The following is a 15,209-nucleotide window of genomic DNA, read 5'->3' on the forward strand; positions in this document are numbered from 1 at the left end:
ATCGATCAGCCAGGAGTTGGCGTCGCGCTGCACGATCTGCTCTTCGTCCATCGAGATCACCAGGCCGCCCATCACCGTGCTCATCACGTCGTTGATGGTGATGATGCCGACGACCAGGCTGTACTCGTTGACGATGACGGCGAAGTCATCCTGGGCCTGGCGAAACTGGGTCAACAATTCGGACAATGTCAGGCGATCAGGGACGATCAGCACCTTGTTGATCAGGCCATCGGCTTGCAGCGAGATGGGCAGCGAGTTCAGCACTCGGCTCAGCAAATGCTTGGCGTCGACATAGCCCAGTACGTGATCGATGCTGCCATCACACACCAGATAAGTGGAATGCGGGTATTGGTCGATGCGGGCGCGGATCAGGATCTCGCTGTCGTCCTGCAAAAAATGCACGATGCGCTCGCGCCCGGTCATGGCGCTGGTCACGGTGCGGGTTTCCAGTTCGAAAACGTTCTCAATGACCTGGTGCTCGCGCGCGGCCAGCACGCCGGCTTCGGCACCAGCATGGGCCATGGCGCGGATGTCGTCGGAAGTGATGCTGTCATCGCGCCGGGTGGGCAGGCCAAGCAGCTTGAACAAGGCATCGGTCAGGTGGCTGAAGAACCACACGACTGGCCGGAACACGACCAGGAAAATGCGCATGGGCCCGACCACGCTGACCGCCACACGCTCGGGCGCGACCATGCCCAAGCGTTTGGGGAACAGGTCGGACAGCAGGATGAACAGGCTGGTGACGATGACGAAGGACAGCAGCAAGCCCACGGTTTCAGCCCGCTCGGGCGAGACCTGGAAGGTGCGCAAGGTCATCTGGATGAAGGGCGAGAAAGCGCCCTCGCCCACGATGCCGCCCAGGATGGCCACGCTGTTCTGACCGATCTGGATGACGGTGAAGTAGTCGCCTGGGTGGTCCTGAACGTGCATGACCTGCTGGGCGCGCAGGTCGCCGTGTTCCAGCATCTGGCGCAGGCGCACGCGGCGCGAGGCGGCCACGGCCAGTTCGGCGGTCGAGAAAAAAGCGCTGACCGCGATCAGCGCGGCGATCAGCAACAAGCTGACGGTGGAGTCCATGAAGCCAGTGTAGCGATCACAGGGCTCGGACTTCAGCGATCGGGCACCCTCGGCGCAACCAGTCGTCCCAGTCGTGGGCGAGGCGTTCACTTTCCGCCACAGCAGCGCTCCACTGGCGCACGCGCGCCGTGAACTCAAGTTTGGTGAAGTCTTCGCGGTCGGGCAATTTGCCGGCGGGCAACTTGGCCACCCAGGCCGGGTTGGGTGCCAGCAGAACCATGTTGCTGAGCCCAGGCGTGGGCAGGTGCCGGCGCTTGAAGGATTTGTCCAGCCATCCCGGCACGATGGATTGCTGGAAGTGGGGATAAAGCACCAGGCCGCTGTCCATGGAGTTGAAGTTCCAGTGAAAGTGATAGTCGACCAGGCCTCCGTCCCAATGGGCACCCGTGGTGGCGCCGGGAATGTCGCGCACGGCATCCAGCAGAAAAGGGATGCTGCAGGACGCCTGCAAGGCGGGTTTGAAGTTCTCGGCCGTCAGGGCGCAGCGCGCGGTGGGAAGATCTTGCAAGGTCACGGGCAAGGCCTCTCCTGCGGACGAAAAGACGTTGCGCTCCAGGAAAGCCCCGACGGTGCGGCGTGACAAGGCATTGCCCAAGGCCAGGCCCGCGAAGCCCAGCGGGGTGCGCATGGGGGTGCCCGGGCGCAACAGCTGTCGCCCGCGTGCGGTGACCACGTGCAGGCGCCAACGCGGGTGGGCGAGGATGCCGTCGGTGTCGGCCCCGAAAAAGGTGTCCAGTGCCTGCCCGAAGCTGGCACTGATGCGCTGCGGCGAGGGCATTTTTCGCCCTGCTTCCGGTTCGTAGTTCTGGTGGACGTAGTCGTGCGCCAGACGCTCGAAGGCTTTCGCAGGCGTGGGCATGATCGCGGCGGCCATGCGCCAGGCGCCGATGGACGCGCCCACCAGGTGCATCGTGTGCTTGCTTTGGGTGAACCACTGGCCGAACAGGTGGCGGTCCAGGTGCGTCAGGATCAAGCCTTTGGGGCCGCCTGCTGCGGCGGGGATCAAGCGGACATCGTGCGGACTCAGCCCATGCTGTTCAATGTGGCGGCGAGCAACAGGGCCTGCGTGGATGTGCAAGGCTTTCATGGTGCTCTTCGTCAAGCGGCGGCGTGCGCCTCCAGGCCGGGGTGGCCTGTGCGGTGCGCCTTGTAAACCCGCCGCACCCATTCAACGCAAGGCCGATTGCCCAACCAGGCAGGCGAATGCCCTGCGACCTGGCGGAATTGCGCCGTGCCATAAATGGGGTGCTGATCCGGACAGGCCAGCGGCGCCAGCATGGACGCGGCCGTGATGTCTGCCACTGAGAACTGGTGCCCCACCAAATAGTGACGCCCATCGCTCAACCGGCCATCCAGCCAGGCCAGCGCTTGCTGGATGCGCAAGGCCGATTGCGCAGCGGCCTCGGCGGTGATGCGCAGGCGCCACTTAAAGATCCACTTGGTCAAGGGATAAAACAGCCTGACCAGGCGGGCTTGGTGCTGGCTGGCGTGCTGCGTCCACATGCCGATCACCCGGTCGTCGTCGCCGTTCAAAGCGGCGTGATACAGGTAGCGCACCACGTCTTTGCCAATGGCATCGAAGCGCTCCTCGATGTCCATGATGTCTTCATTCAAACCGGCATGTCGCGGCATCACGTCCAGCGGCCCCAGGTGCTGATCAAGCCACCGCAGGATGTGGGTGCTGTCCTGGATGTGCTCGACGGCACCGCCCGGCTGCCGAACTTGCAGGATCGGCAAGGTGGTTTCGCCCTTCCCGCCCATGCGCAAGGCTGACAACACGTGCAGGGGTGGCGTCATCAACACTTCGCTGAACTTCAGGCCTGAGGCGTCCAATGTCCAGCGGATTTTTTCGCTGAAATGGGAGATCGCGAATGAGTAGAGGGTCAGGCTTTCGGTGGACATCGCCATCAGGATACCGCAGCGGCCTGGTCTGCGCAGAGCGCTCAGCCCAAAGCCATCACCACCCACCTGAGGTGTTGACGTCCGCACTGGAGAGCGCGAGATAATGCAATCTTTGTCTCGTCATCATCAATCAGGGAGATGGACTTCATGTCGTTGAGAAAAATCGCATCCGCCAGCCTGTGTACAGCACTGCTGTCATGGCTGACCCCTGCTTTGGCTGCCCCCATTTCATACTCTTTTTCAACCGCAGCCCCCATTTCCGGCCCCGCTGAACTCACCGGTTTGTTGAGTGGCATGTCGGTCTCGGGCGTGTTCACCTACAACGCGGCCACCCCTTTTCTGGGCTTGTCAGGCGACCTGGGGTTTGAACCCGGCTACAGCACCTACGCCACCAATGGCACCTTGACCCAGGCCGTTCTTGGTCTGGCCGGGTCGGTCGGTGGCCATCAATTTTCGGACATTGCGGGCACGGCCAGCATCCGCAACGCCAACACCGGCACCCCCAGCGGTACGCTGCTGGACATCATCTCCCTGACCTCCGACCCGACGCTGAAGGCTGGTGCCAACACGCCGCCCTCGGACTATCAACGCCAGTTGCAAGGTTTCACCCTGGGCAACTACACGCTGAACAACGTTCGACTGTATTGGATTGGCGGCATCACCGGCGGCGCGTTCAACTTTCTCGTCGACAGCAGTTTGCCGGCTGAACTCCCTGCTTTTCAAGGCCGGCTGGCTTTTGACTTTGTCCGCACCGACGACCCCACGAACACGGCCAACGTGCCCTATTACTCGAACACGGTGACCTTTGGTGGGCTGTCCGTGCAGGCCACGGCGGTGCCCGAAGCCGAAACCTACCTCATGACCCTGGTCGGTTTGGGCATGCTGTGCATCGCCTCACGTCGGCACAAGCAGCGTCAAGCGATGGCTTGATCAGCGTGTCGGTTTCAGCGTTTGCCCTGCAACTTGGCAAACGCCGCCGCCATGGCCGACTGCTCTTGCGGTTGGGTGCTGGATGAACCCCCTCGCGGTGCATTGAAGCGCTCATTGCGTGCTGCTGGCCGGTAGTTGTTGTCGGCCTTGCCCGCAGCGCCCTTGGCCGGCATGGCCGTGTCCAGCTTCATGGTCAGAGAGATTCGCTTGCGGGGCAGGTCCACTTCCAGCACCTTGACCTTGACGATGTCGCCCGTCTTGACCACTTCGCGCGCGTCGGTCACGAACTTGTTGGACAACTGGCTGACGTGGATCAGGCCGTCCTGGTGCACCCCCAAGTCAACGAAAGCACCAAACTGCGCCACGTTGCTGACCGTGCCTTCCAGGACCATGCCTTCCTGCAGGTCCTTGATGTCATCCACGCCATCGTTGAAGCGCGCCACCTTGAAGTCGGGGCGTGGATCGCGGCCAGGCTTTTCAAGCTCGGTCAGGATATCTTTCACGGTGACGATGCCGAACTTGTCGTCGGCAAAGGCCTCGGGCCGCAGCGCGCGGATCACGTCCGAGCGCCCCACCAGCTCGCTGATCGGCTTGCCCGTGGCTTTCATCATCTTCTCGATGACTGGGTAGGTTTCGGGGTGCACCCCCGACATGTCCAGCGGGTTGTCGCCATCGCGGATGCGCAAGAAGCCCGCCGCTTGCTCAAACGTCTTGGCGCCCAGGCCGGCCACGTCCATCAACTGCTTTCGGTTCTTGAAAGCACCATTGGCATCGCGCCAGCGCACGATGCTGTTGGCCACCGTGGTGCTCAGGCCGGACACGCGTGACAGCAGCGGTGCCGAGGCGGTGTTCAGGTCCACGCCCACCGAGTTCACGCAGTCTTCAACCACGGTGCTCAAGGTGCGAGCCATCTCGCTCTGGTTGACATCGTGCTGGTACTGGCCCACGCCGATGCTCTTGGGATCGATCTTGACCAACTCGGCCAGGGGATCTTGCAGGCGGCGCGCAATGCTGACGGCGCCGCGCAACGTCACGTCCAGGTCAGGCAGCTCCTTGCTGGCGAACTCGGAGGCCGAGTAAACCGAGGCACCCGCTTCTGACACCACCACCTTCTCGATCATCGTGCCCGGGGCGAGTTGCTGGATGCGTTTGATCAGGTCGGCGGCCAGCTTGTCGGTCTCGCGGCTGGCGGTGCCGTTGCCAATGGCAATGAGGTTGACGCCATGGGTGGCGCACAAACGGCCCAGGGTGTGGATCGAGCCTTCCCAGTCCTTGCGCGGTTCATGCGGGTAGATGGTGGACGTGTCGAGCACCTTGCCGGTGTCGCTGACCACGGCCGCCTTCACGCCACTGCGGATGCCGGGGTCCAGGCCCATCACAACGCGCTTGCCGGCAGGTGCCGCCAACAGCAAGTCGCGCAGGTTTTCTGCAAAAACCTTGATGGCGATCTTCTCGGCGTCTTCGCGCAGGCGCGAGAACAAATCGCGCTCCAGGCTCAGGCTGAGCTTGACCTTCCAGGTCCAGCCGACGGTCTTGCGGATCAGGTCGTCGCTGGCGCGCTTGGCGTGGCTCCAGCCCAGGTGGCGCGCAATGCGGCCTTCGGCGATGGAGGGCTGGCCGGGCACGATTTCTTCGTTCAGTACCAGCTTCGCATCCAAAAATTCGAGCGTGCGGCCACGGAAGACGGCCAGCGCGCGGTGCGAAGGCACAGTGCGGATGGGCTCGTCGTAGTCAAAGTAGTCGCGGAACTTGGACACATCGGGGTTCTGCTCGTCTTTGCCATCCATCAGCTTGGATTTGAACAGGCCCTCTTCCCACAACCAGTCGCGCATCTTGCCGATCAGCGTGGCGTCTTCGGCCCAGCGCTCGGACAGGATGTCGCGCACGCCGTCGAGCACCGCAAAGGTGTCGGCGAAACCGCCATCAGCGTTGATGAAGGCGGCCGCCTCGGCTTGCGGATCGAGCGACGGGTCGGCAAACAGCTTGTCGGCCAGGGGCTCAATGCCGGCTTCGCGGGCGATCATGGCCTTGGTGCGGCGCTTTTGCTTGTAGGGCAGATACAGGTCTTCCAGCTCCTGCTTGGTGGGTGCGGCCTCGATCGCAGCGCGCAACTCGGGCGTCAGTTTGCCTTGCTCGTCAATGCTCTTGATGACGGCTTCGCGGCGGCCTTCCAGCTCGCGCAGGTAGGTCAGGCGCGCTTCCAGGTCACGCAGTTGCGTGTCGTCCAAGCCGTCGGTGGCTTCTTTGCGGTAACGGGCGATGAAGGGCACGGTGGCGCCCCCATCCAGCAACTCCACGGCGGCGTTGACTTGGGCAGGCCGAACCTTCAGTTCGGCCGCGATTTGCATCAGGATCTTGTTCAAGCGGGTGCCCTACAAAGCAAAATTGGCGGCTAGCGCGTCGGTCAGGGGGGGCAGTTTGCCATAGCGTTTCATGGCCTCGCTCGACCAATCTGGGACAATACCGAATCTGCACCCTGGTGTGCCCCTTTCGCATTGTTCGTCCATGCCCCTGATTCCCTACGCCTTGTCCCGCGCCGTCCTGTTCAACCTGGACCCGGAAATTGCCCACGAACTGACCATGGGCGCCCTGGCACGGTTTCAAAATACGCCGCTGGACTGCGCCTGGGCGGCGAGCCGGGTCAGCGATCCGGTGGAGATCGCCGGCTTGAAGTTCCCCAACCGCATCGGCATGGCCGCCGGGCTGGACAAGAACGGCCGGTGCATCGATGGGCTGGGCGCCATGGGCTTTGGCTTTGTGGAAGTGGGCACCGTCACGCCCAAGCCCCAGCCAGGCAACCCCAAGCCGCGCATGTTCAGACTGCCGCAGGCCAATGCGTTGATCAACCGGCTGGGATTCAACAACGACGGTCTGGACGCTTTTGTGGCCAATGTGCGGCGCGCGCGCTTTCGCCAGCAAGGGGGCATTCTGGGCTTGAACATTGGCAAGAATGCCAGCACGCCCATCGAGAACGCGGTGGACGACTATCTGATTGGCCTGGAGGGCGTTTACCCCTGGGCCGACTACGTGACGGTCAATATCTCGTCGCCCAACACGCAGAACCTGCGCAGCCTGCAGAGCGATGAAGCACTCGACCGGCTGTTGGGCGCGCTGCAAACCCGCCGTCAGGCCTTGATGGCGCGCGACAAGCGGCATGTGCCCATGTTCGTGAAAATCGCACCTGACCTGGACGAGACCCAGGTGGGCGTGATCGCAGCAACCTTGCAGAACAATGGCGTCGACGGCGTGATCGCAACCAACACCACCATCAGCCGCGATGCGGTCAAGGGCATGGCGCATGCCGAAGAAACCGGCGGTCTGAGCGGGGCCCCGGTGTTCGAGTCCAGCAACCAGGTCATCCGCCAGCTGCGGGCCGCCTTGGGGCCACGTTTTCCCATCATCGGCGTGGGCGGGGTGATGACCGGGGCTGATGCGCGGGCCAAGCGCGATGCGGGGGCCGATCTGGTCCAGGTTTACACCGGGTTGATTTACAAGGGCCCGGCCCTGGTGACCGACTGCGCTCTGGCGCTCAAGGGCTAGCGGGATTTGGCGGCTGCCATGGGGGCGTCCACCAGGCGGACCGAGGTCTCCAACGCTTCCTGGCAGTCCTTGAAGGTCAGGCCCAGCGCGCGGGCATAGCGCGTGAAGCAGTGGTTAATCTGAGCCTGCACACGCGTGGGCTCAGCGCCCACGGCCTCGGTCAATTCATTGGCCAAACTGGCCACCGCGCGCAGCATTTCGTCTCCACCTTCCGGCCGTCGCACCGGTGATGATTTGCTCAAGGGCCGGGCGGCCTGTTGCAGCTTCTCGCCCATGCCCCAGTAGCGCATCACGGCGATCGACAGCGCTTCCATCTCCACGCCCAGCACGGCGCTGGCCGCCGCTTCCATGTTCATGCCTGGGGTGGGCGGGCTGGTCGCATCACGCGGAGGGCCAGGCAGCATGAGCCGGTCGATCTGGGCGGCCTCATCAGGAAAGTGATAGCGCACCAGCAAATGCCCCAGGCGTTGCGAGATCGCGGCCACCAAGGCCTCTTCATCGCTGATGGAAAACGGGGCCAGCAAGCGCGCGATGTGCCCCGCGATGCTGGTGCGGTGCAACTCGTTTTCCAAGGCGGTCTGGGCCGGTGGCGTGGGCTCACCAGACGGCGCTTTTGACTCGGCTACCGTCAAGGCGCCAGGCCATGGCCGCAACGCTGAAACCACTTTACGCAAACCCAATTGCCCCATCAGCACCACAGACCGAGTGATGGTGGTCACGTGGTCATCGCTGATACCGGTTTGAAACCGCGCGGTGTTCACGCTTCGCAGTAGCTCCCACACCAGGCCCGGATCCTTGGCGATGATGTCGACAATGTCGTCCACGCGCAGGTTGTCCTTGACCATGGACTGCTTGAAAGCTCGCCCCGAGCGGGGACGACTGGGCAAACTGCCCACGGTGTTGAGTCGATCGATCAGCAGCGCCAAAGGGCCGCCCGACTCCTGCTCGTCGGTCTTGATCCAGCCTTGCAAGGCTGCCAGCAAAGTGCGGGCGTTCAGGTACCGCTGGCGTTGCTGGAGGTCGGTTGAACGGTTGACGATGGCCCGCAAGGTGTCGGGCACGGCCAGCGTCGCAGACCAGGGCAGGCGCACGATTTCGCGGCCCACGCGTTGTGCGGCGCTGCACAGGTCGGGGTCGTCCAGTGCCGGAACGCCGGCCAACAAGCGGTACATCAGCAAGCCGGCCATGAGCACGTCGTGCTCGGCGGCGGCGCGTTGCTGCTGCAAGCCCGCATTGGCTTTGGATTTGCCCGGGACATCGGCCATGAAGCCCACGCCCAATCCCGCCACGCTGGCGCGGCCATTGGTGTCAATCAACACGTTGTGCAGGCCCAGGTCGCGGTGGGCCACGCCAGCGTCGTGAGCGTAGGCCAGGCCCTCCAGCACATCGACCATCCAGCCGATCGTCTCGACCAAGGTGGGGGGCGGCCCGGCGGCCAGGCGCTCATTCAAGGTCACGCAAGCGCCTCGGTTTGCGCTGACAAACGGCCAACCGTCCTGGATGCTGATTTCCAGCACATCGGCCAACCGAGGGTGCTTCAGCCTGGAAGCGACCTGAACATCCTGGTGCCAGGCGTCCAGATCTCGGGGCAGCCGGGGCTGAGCGCGCGGCAGACACAGCACCACTTCGTGCTGCAACCTGGGGTCCATCGCCCGCCAGGTCGTCGTCGCCAGGCTGCGGCTGAGCAATTGGCGCAACTCATAGCGGCCAAAGTGCGGAATCGGCGGTGACGAGGGTGGCGTGATGACGGCCATGGGCAATGGAAGAGGCTTTTTCATGGGGTGATACATCACCCCGGCATGTCCGATTGAACCGCAGTTGCACCAGTGTGAAAGTGTTTCAAAAGCCGGTAAGACGGTCTTTTTCAAACCAACTCAAGCAACCGCCCCTCCCCAGTGATGAAAGCCGCACGCACAATGTCCCCGGGCTGCAGTTTTGAGACCGCCTCTACATACTGCCGCATTTGCGCCTGGTAGCTGGGCAGTTCCTGGGGTCGATGCTGGAGTTTGTAGTCCAACACCCACCATTCGCGCCCCGCCGCCGAATCAAGCGCCACCAGACGGTCAATGCGCAGAGTCTGGCCGTTGTGAATCAAGCCGACCTCGTTGCCAGCCCAGCCAAGCTGCGCTGGGTCCAACCAAACGGCCAACTCCTGACTGCCCAGGATTTTGGCCACCAAAGGTTCGGCGCGCTCCAGCAGCAGCGTCGGGGCGGACAAGGCCAGACAGGCAGATTGGATCGCCTGTTGGACGCGCGCCGTGCTTCTCTGGTTGATGGCCAACGTGGTCAACCATTCCAGGGCCTTGTGGACCACTTGCCCCAACAAGGCGGCATCCTCGGCCATCGGCAGCGCTGTGAACGCAACAGGAATGACGCACGGGGACTCCAAAACCGGGAGCACGGCCAGACGGGCATCGGATGGCCTTGGTCCATCAATGTCATGAAAAAAGGCCGCATCCGACGATCGCGGCACCCAGGCATCGACCTCGCCGATCGCTTTGGCGTCGATCAAACGCTGCCACCAACTGCCATGCTTGTTGCTGGTGCGAGGCTGCGTTCGGCTGAACACCAGTTGTTCGCGGGCCCGGGTCAAGGCCACGTACAAGGCATTGAGCTCCTCTCGACGCTGGGCCGCGCGCTCGTGGTCCATGGCCTGACTCAGGCTCGGCGGTGGGTTGGCCTCGGATCGGATGAACGCGCAACTCACCGGGCGGGCTTCGCTTTCAGGCCAGTCGACCATCACGGTGTGGTTGTTCGGGCGCCCTTCCTGGGCATCCGCGTCCACGATGAACACCACCCGCGCCTCCAGCCCCTTGGCCCCGTGAATGGTCAACAACTGAACCGCGCCCGGGTGAACACGCGCCGGCAAGGCCAGTGGCAAGCGCTTGAGCACCCTGATCCACCGGTAGGGTGTGGCATCGCGGCCGCCATCCATGTCCAGGCTTTGGGCCAGCAAAGCGTTGATGTGAACCATGGCTTGCGCGCGCATGGAAGGCGGCACGGTGGCCACCCAGCGTTCGCGGATCCGGCCCTGCGTCAACATGGCCTCCAAGAGATCATGCGGCGGCGCGTGCCGCGCCAGTGCTTGCCAACGGGCCAGCGACTGGGCCGCGTGCTGCACCGCCGGGCCCGGGTCACCCCAGGCCATCAGGGCACGCCACCAAGTGCCACCGGCGGCCCGCGCCCGAGCGGCCAGGTCCATCACGTCGTCGTCGGACCAAGCAAACACAGGGCTGCGCAGGGCATGCGCCAAAGCCAGGTCGTTTTGAGGCGACACCAGGGCCTCCACCAAGGCCACCAGGTCGCGCACCTCGGGCGTGTCGATGAGCTTCGTGTCTTCAGGGGCGACATAGGGCACGCCCTGGGCCTGAAGCGCCAAGCCCACCCAAGCCAGCGTCGCGCGCTTGCGGCTAAGCACAAAGATGTCTTCAGGCTGCAGGCCCTGATCGCGAATCAATTCGCCAATGGCCCGCGCCACATGCTCGGCTTCAAGCTGCTTGAGTGACGAGTCGGGCTCTTCGCGGGGCTCGACCAGTGTGTCGCGCCAAGCCATGTCCAATTCCTGATGACGGGGCTCACTCGACGGGCGGGGTACATCCGGCAACACCGACACCTTGGCCGCCTCATTCGATTCCGTGGTGTGCGGCCTGAAGCCTGTGAAAGCACCTTCCGCCACGGCACTGTCCATGACCCTGTTCAGCACCTCGATCACACCGGGTGCATTGCGGCGCGTGTGATCGCAAGACAGCAAATCGCCCTGCAAGCCATCCAGCACGAAATGCTTGGCGGCCTCGAACACACGGGGGTCGGCACGCCTGAAGCGGTAGATGCTTTGCTTGGGGTCGCCCACCAGGAACACCTGCATGGATTGCCGCCCGCTCAAGCCACCGCCCGCCCCCGCATAGCCGCCCAGCCACGACTTCATCGTCTGCCATTGCAATGGGCTGGTGTCCTGGAATTCGTCCATCAACAATTGACGCACTTGCGTGTCCAGGCGCTCCTGAATCCAGCCCGCCACCGATGAATTGCTCAACAGGTGCGAGGCGGCCAGTTCCAGATCGACCATGTCCACCTGCCCTCGCAGGGCCTTGAGGCCGGTGTATTCCTTGAACAAGGCTCGCGCCAACAGGCACATGCGCTGGTGCAGGTCATGGGCCTGGGCCTGCTCAACCGCCAAGGCCAAATCCGACAACCAGGCCACGGCCCACGCCAGTTCGTCGAACTCGCCCAGTTGCTTGCGCGGCCCCTTGTCAGTGAACAAGGCCTGGCGCAAGCCATCGTATTGCGCAGCGACATGGCTTTGCCCCAAGGCCTGCTCAATGCCGCGACCAGCCGTTTGCGCCTTGGCGCCTTTGGCCTGGCACAACAACTTGGCCAAGGCCCAGAACTGGCCGTTGACGGAAGGCTTCAGCAAGGCCTCACGCGGATCATTAACGCCCGCCCACTCCCCCGACCACTGCCCCACCGACTCGACACTGCCCTGCAAGTGCCCGGCCTGGTCAGCCAACGTGATTTCAAGCCGGTTGGACAAGGCCGATTGCAGCCAGGACTCCAGGTTGAAGCGGCCCACATCGCGCACCATGGCCACAAAGGCGTCCAGTTCGGCACGCACCCGCACCGCGGGATCATCTGATTCAGTGGCCGATTGCTGCGCGTCCATGCGCCTGAGGAAGCGCCCCCACAACTCGGGCCACAGCTCACTGCTGTCTTCAAGCAGGTTCAACTCAGGGGGCAGACCCAACTCAGCCAAAGCATCCAGCGGAGCCGCACGCACCAGCCGCGAAAACCAGCCGTGGATGGTGTGGATTTCCACCCCGCGACCATCTTCCAGCCACTGACGGTACAAGTCGGCCAAGGCCGCCGAAGCTTGAATGGCCTGCGCGGGCAACATGCCGCGCATCACCAACTGCTGCTGGCGCTCAGCATCATCGGCGCGGGCAAATTCGCGCAGCCATTCGTGCAGACGCTCGCGCATCTCGCCGGCGGCCTTGCGCGTGAAGGTGATGGCCAGGATTTGCGAAGGGGCCACGCCATCCAGCAAAGCCCGCAAGATGCGAGACACCAACATCCAGGTCTTGCCCGCGCCGGCACACGCCTCGACCACCACGCTGCGCTGGGGATCACAGGCCACCTGGTAGAAGTGCTCGGGCGGCACGGCCTGGTCGTTGATGCGGTAAGCGGACAAGCTCATGACAGTGCCTCCGCCAATGTCCAATGGTCACGCCGACAAAGGCCGCGCACCTCGCAGTAGTCGCAAGCCACGCCTTCGCCCAAAGCGGGCATGGCGGCCCCGGCCAACAAACGCGTCAGGTCCATGCGGACCCCCGCCACCAAAGCCTTGGCCGACTCGATCACATGCGGGTGCTCCACGGCGTGAACGCCTTTCTCATCCATCTGAAGGTACAGGCCCTCAACCGCCTGGGTCACCCGATGAGGGTCGCCAGGATCAACCGTGGCAGACGCATGCTGCGCCAAGGCGGCATAAAAGGCCAACTGCGTGTCTTCCAGCGGTTGCCTGACCTTCTGCTTGAGCGCCTCGAGCGAGCCCGTCTTGTAGTCGATCACGGTCCAGGCAGCGCCATCATCGCCCTGCCCTCGCCGGTCCAGCCGGTCCAGTTGCCCGTGCAGGGTCACCATCACGTCCTCACCAGGTTCATGGGACAAAGCCATGGGCCACTGCACCACTTCTTCGGCTTTTGCGAAATGCCAGCCCTGGCCTTCATGGCCATGCAGCCAAGCCACGTAGTTCAAGGCCAAGCGCTCCAGGGTCGCGGCAAAGGGCAAGAAAAAAGGCCGTCGGCTGTCACGGTCCAGCCCCTGCGCTCGCGTCACATCCTGCGCGGCCTGCACCCACAAGGCCACATCATCGGCCTTGGCCACCGGCACCTCATCGCGGCGCGTGTGAAAGCTTTGCAGCACCGCATGCAACCACACCCCAAAGTCAGAGCGGTCCACACCCTCTTCCAGTTCATCCAATTGCCGCAAATTCAACACATGGCGGGCAAAAAATCGGTAGGGACATTGGCGCAATGCCTCGTAAGACGTGGCCGTGATCTGCGCCGGCAGCGGCAACTTCAAGCCCCCGCTGGCGACACCGGATGGCAGCCGGTGCCGCAGGCGGGGGCGAGGCATGGCCATGGGCAAAGCCGGCACCAACTGCGTCAGCCGGAGATCCTTCAACTCGCGCAATGACTGTCCCGTGTGCATTGACCAACGCTCGAACCAGGGGCTGGGTTCCAGAGGCTCGCGCCCATTGGCTTGGCGGCACAGACACGCCATGCCGGGCTGGGCCATCAACAAGGCAAACGACGCCCATTGCGCATCGCGGGTGGTCGCCTTCGTCGGCAAGCCCATCTGCTCCGACAAGGCACCATGCACCCACCCTGGCACGCCGTTCATGACGCCCAATTGCCCCTCATCCGCGCCGGGCATCACCACCGCGCTGAAGGGTCTGAGCACGGCGCGCGTCAAAGGCGTCACCACCACATCCACCTTGGCATCACCCGCCGCCGCCGACTCCAACCGGAAGCTGGATTCCTCCAGCACATCGTCAACCCAGCGGCTCAGGCCCTGGCCATCCATGCGCAGGTCCTGAGTCACCAAGGGCCAGGCCAAAGCTTCACTGCCATCTTCGGCGCTCAGGTGCAGCGCCTTCAGCACCGACACCCCCGCCACATCGTCCGCCAAAGCCTGCCAAGCCTCGCAGTCTTTCAAGGCCTCAGCCACCTGCGCCAGCAATGCCGACAAAGACGCGCGCCCGCTGCCCCACAAAGGTGCCAGCAACTGCACGGTCTGCCGAGCCCTCGACCACAATCGCCGGGCAGACTCGGGCATCGCCTGGCGCCCACCAGGCACCAGGTCTGTGGCCATGTCCTGGCCCGACAAGCCCCAGGCCACCAACAGGCCATGGCGTCGGCACCAAGTCTCCAAAGTGGCCACCGCCTCGTCCAATTCAGAAGACGACCCAAGCTCAGGCCAGCTCACCCAGCCTGACTTGAGCCAGTCCAACAAGTCATCGGTGGAAGCCCGTGGCTGCGATGCCGCCAGCATGCGCGTCACGGCCGCCCCGGCGCGCGTGGTCGAAAGCTTCCAGCCCGTCTCGTCCGACAAGGTGGCGCCAGCGCCCTCCAGCAGGGCACGCACGCGCCTGACCAAGCTGCGGTCCAGGGCAATCAAAGCAACCGGATCACCCGCAGATGCCCGAGCCTCTTGAACTGCCGCCAGCACCAGGGCCGTGGTTTGCTGTGCCTCATCTTCAAAGTCCCGGCAGCGGGCCAATGCCGGCACGTCGGCGGCATCGCCCTTCGCTGGCGCCGCCACGGCGTTCATCCACAAGGCAGGCACGCCAGACAGCACCGCCTGCCTCAGCACGGCCAACATCACCGACGACTCACTGCCGGGCACCACGGTCTCGCCTGCGGTCACGCCGACCCAGGCCGCCGCTCGGTGGCTGAACAACACATCGGTCACCCAATGGCCATCGTCACTGCTGGCCGCCCACTCCAGCGCCCAGGCCAGCAACAGGCGTTCGCGTGCGCCCGGCCCCGTGCTGGCCGCCTGGGCCGCGCTCAGCGCGTCTCGGCAAGTCGCCCAATAAGCCAAGCGCTCGTTCGGCGGACAGGCTTGCGCCACACGCACCCACAAATGAGCGCAATCCACCACCTGCGCCACCGCGTGCTCGAACGCCCGCCGATCGCGCTGCGCCCATTGCCGCCCCCATGCCTGAGCGCTCAAAGCCTGGGTCACCAAAAGGCGGTCCA

10 protein-coding genes are annotated in these 15,209 nt (G+C 63.9%); 2 read left to right on the forward strand and 8 right to left on the reverse strand.

The features are described from left to right. The 4 genes from H7225_RS02410 to H7225_RS02425 form a co-directional block, all read right to left on the reverse strand. The coding region (locus tag H7225_RS02410) for a hemolysin family protein (protein ID WP_290659168.1) at nt 1–1,077 on the reverse strand (1,077 nt) is incomplete at its 3' end. 16 nt (nt 1,078–1,093) lie between these two features. Next, on the reverse strand, nt 1,094–2,164 hold the full coding sequence (locus tag H7225_RS02415; protein WP_290659170.1) for a phospholipase: 1,071 nt from the start codon (nt 2,162–2,164) through the stop codon (nt 1,094–1,096). 11 nt (nt 2,165–2,175) lie between these two features. Further along, nucleotides 2,176–2,979, reverse strand: a complete 804-nt coding sequence (locus tag H7225_RS02420; RefSeq protein WP_290659171.1) for a glutathione S-transferase — start codon at nt 2,977–2,979, stop codon at nt 2,176–2,178. Between the two features lie 41 nt (nt 2,980–3,020). Then, nucleotides 3,021–3,275, reverse strand: a complete 255-nt coding sequence (locus H7225_RS02425; protein WP_290659172.1) for a hypothetical protein — start codon at nt 3,273–3,275, stop codon at nt 3,021–3,023. On the opposite strand from H7225_RS02425, the gene H7225_RS02430 reads away from it, so the two are divergent. Then, the gene (locus H7225_RS02430; protein ID WP_290659173.1) at nt 3,274–3,909 is read left to right on the forward strand and encodes a PEP-CTERM sorting domain-containing protein; all 636 of its coding nucleotides are present in this window, start codon (nt 3,274–3,276) and stop codon (nt 3,907–3,909) included. The genes H7225_RS02425 and H7225_RS02430 overlap by 2 nt on opposite strands. Before the next feature lie 14 nt (nt 3,910–3,923). Here the strand turns inward: H7225_RS02430 and H7225_RS02435 are convergent, their stop codons facing one another. Then, nucleotides 3,924–6,272, reverse strand: coding sequence for a Tex family protein (locus H7225_RS02435; RefSeq protein ID WP_290659175.1), 2,349 nt, complete (start codon nt 6,270–6,272; stop codon nt 3,924–3,926). Nucleotides 6,273–6,414: 142 nt separating this feature from the next. On the opposite strand from H7225_RS02435, the gene H7225_RS02440 reads away from it, so the two are divergent. After that, entirely contained in the window at nt 6,415–7,449 is a 1,035-nt protein-coding gene (locus tag H7225_RS02440) for a quinone-dependent dihydroorotate dehydrogenase (protein WP_290659176.1), read from the forward strand. Here H7225_RS02440 and H7225_RS02445 read toward each other — a convergent pair. The 3 genes from H7225_RS02445 to H7225_RS02455 all read right to left on the reverse strand — a co-directional run. After that, nucleotides 7,446–9,227, reverse strand: coding sequence for an HDOD domain-containing protein (locus H7225_RS02445; RefSeq protein WP_290659177.1), 1,782 nt, complete (start codon nt 9,225–9,227; stop codon nt 7,446–7,448). The two genes, H7225_RS02440 and H7225_RS02445, sit on opposite strands and share 4 nt — an antisense overlap. A gap of 86 nt (nt 9,228–9,313) precedes the next feature. Next, nucleotides 9,314–12,640, reverse strand: a complete 3,327-nt coding sequence (locus H7225_RS02450) for a UvrD-helicase domain-containing protein (protein ID WP_290659179.1) — start codon at nt 12,638–12,640, stop codon at nt 9,314–9,316. Next, on the reverse strand, nt 12,637–15,209 hold a 2,573-nt coding region (locus H7225_RS02455; protein WP_290659181.1), incomplete at its 5' end, for a PD-(D/E)XK nuclease family protein. The genes H7225_RS02455 and H7225_RS02450, both read right to left, overlap by 4 nt.

It is taken from the genome of Aquabacterium sp., from assembly GCF_014378415.1.
Classification (GTDB): domain Bacteria; phylum Pseudomonadota; class Gammaproteobacteria; order Burkholderiales; family Burkholderiaceae_C; genus Aquabacterium.

What these genes read in the sequence shown, in the direction of transcription:
- H7225_RS02445 (WP_290659177.1), bottom strand. Translation starts at nt 9,227, where the DNA reads ATGAAAAAGCCTCTTCCATTGCCCATGGCCGTCATCACGCCACCCTCG.
- H7225_RS02420 (WP_290659171.1), bottom strand. Translation starts at nt 2,979, where the DNA reads ATGTCCACCGAAAGCCTGACCCTCTACTCATTCGCGATCTCCCATTTC.
- H7225_RS02430 (WP_290659173.1), top strand. Translation starts at nt 3,274, where the DNA reads ATGTCGGTCTCGGGCGTGTTCACCTACAACGCGGCCACCCCTTTTCTG.
- H7225_RS02415 (WP_290659170.1), bottom strand. Translation starts at nt 2,164, where the DNA reads ATGAAAGCCTTGCACATCCACGCAGGCCCTGTTGCTCGCCGCCACATT.
- H7225_RS02425 (WP_290659172.1), bottom strand. Translation starts at nt 3,275, where the DNA reads ATGCCACTCAACAAACCGGTGAGTTCAGCGGGGCCGGAAATGGGGGCT.
- H7225_RS02440 (WP_290659176.1), top strand. Translation starts at nt 6,415, where the DNA reads ATGCCCCTGATTCCCTACGCCTTGTCCCGCGCCGTCCTGTTCAACCTG.
- H7225_RS02450 (WP_290659179.1), bottom strand. Translation starts at nt 12,640, where the DNA reads ATGAGCTTGTCCGCTTACCGCATCAACGACCAGGCCGTGCCGCCCGAG.